This window comes from Rheinheimera muenzenbergensis (assembly GCF_036984005.1).
Classification (GTDB): Bacteria; Pseudomonadota; Gammaproteobacteria; order Enterobacterales; family Alteromonadaceae; genus Alishewanella; species Alishewanella muenzenbergensis.
This window is the reverse complement of record NZ_JALAAR010000045.1, coordinates 1-1,430: the sequence shown is the minus strand read 5'-3', so window position 1 is coordinate 1,430 and position 1,430 is coordinate 1. Positions and strand designations below refer to the sequence as shown.

Here is a 1,430-nt window from a genome sequence, read left to right as displayed (position 1 = left end):
AAATAAGCGAACCGGGCCGTTCAACAGGCGTTTAGCCGTCACTGAACAACGTGCCGGATAAAACGCTAAAGCGTTATATTTTACTTGGAGTTCAGTGATTGCTTTCGATAAATGTGGAGTTAGAAGCAAGATCAGCTCGTGACTGTTTCAGGGTTGCAACAACTAGTCTAGAGCTTGCCAAACGCTCCGTAGAAGAGTGGGAAATCGAGCATCATTCTATTACAGGTATTACATTTACAGCATTTTCTCTTGAGGCTATGTTCAATCATTATGGGATAATATTCTTTAAAGACTGGAATGAGCAGAAAGAGTGTAGAAAAGACTCTCATAGACGGCTGTTTAAGGCTGTTAATCTTCCGGGCTATCTGGGGAGCAAAGAATATCAAGTTGCCAAAAAATGCTTTGAATTAAGAGATTTTCTGGCTCACGGAAAAACGCAGCGCGAAACCATAGTCGTTAAACTACCAACAGACTCCGATAGTCGCTCTATTTTTAATCATATGATAGCTCTCGACTCTAAGCCGTTTAGAGAAGCAAGCAACGAGTTACTACAATTATTTATCGAGACAACACGTAAAATTGAAATGGACATTGAAAACAATGGTTTTTATCCTAATCAGGAACACATTGAAGAAAAGTTCCGAGAAAAGCTTTGTGAGTGCCCTCTAAGCGTTTCCGGTGTGCGAAGTTGGTAAAATATAACAATGCCAGCCACGGCGACGTCTTTTTCGCTGCGGCTTCGCCTTCACTACAAAGCCGCGCATGCTGGCGGCGTTAGAGAGCAATAAGGGTTTTGAGTCTAGGCATAGCATGATAAATAAACTTGATAATTCAAATGCAAAAGTTGCAAAGCAAATTTTCACAACATTTCAAAACTCTTATAAAATTGAAGCACAACTTATAGGTACTCTTGATTTTCCTCCGTTATCGAGAAGCGTTAGAGATATAGAAAATTCAACAACACTATTCTACGGTTTCAGTGAAAACGAGTCTCTTGCCGCAGTTATAGAAATTGTTATAAACGGTGAAAACTTAGATATTAATAGTTTAACTGTTGACCCCTGTTACTTTAGAAGAGGTATCGCAGATAAACTGTTAATCTATGTTTTGCATGAATTTGATTTCTCAAAAGCAATTGTTGAAACTGCTGTTGTAAATACTCCAGCAATCAATTTATACAAGAAACATGGCTTCGTTGAATTTAAGCGTTGGACGCCATCACATGGCATTGAAAAGCTGGCAATGTCAGTTGAAAATACTCTCTAACAAGAAAATTAAGCGGGACTGCTAACAGTTGGCTCGGTTTTGCTTCGCTTCACATTTTAGCCAACTGTTAATCAGCCCCTTATTTGGGCGTTGGTATGACTCCCCACGTCAAGCAGGTTGAGCTTATTTCTGTTCAGTTAAGAACCTTCTTTTGCTGTTAAAGC

The 1,430-nt window shown here is 39.5% G+C and carries 2 protein-coding genes; both read left to right on the top strand.

The window, feature by feature from the left end:
- Nucleotides 1-98 precede the first annotated feature (98 nt).
- Nucleotides 99-695, top strand: coding sequence for a hypothetical protein (locus tag MN202_RS20475; RefSeq protein WP_335737986.1), 597 nt, complete (start codon nucleotides 99-101; stop codon nucleotides 693-695).
- A 67-nt stretch (nucleotides 696-762) separates the two neighbouring features.
- Nucleotides 763-1,266, top strand: coding sequence for a GNAT family N-acetyltransferase (locus MN202_RS20470; protein WP_335737985.1), 504 nt, complete (start codon nucleotides 763-765; stop codon nucleotides 1,264-1,266).
- Nucleotides 1,267-1,430: the final 164 nt, after the last annotated feature.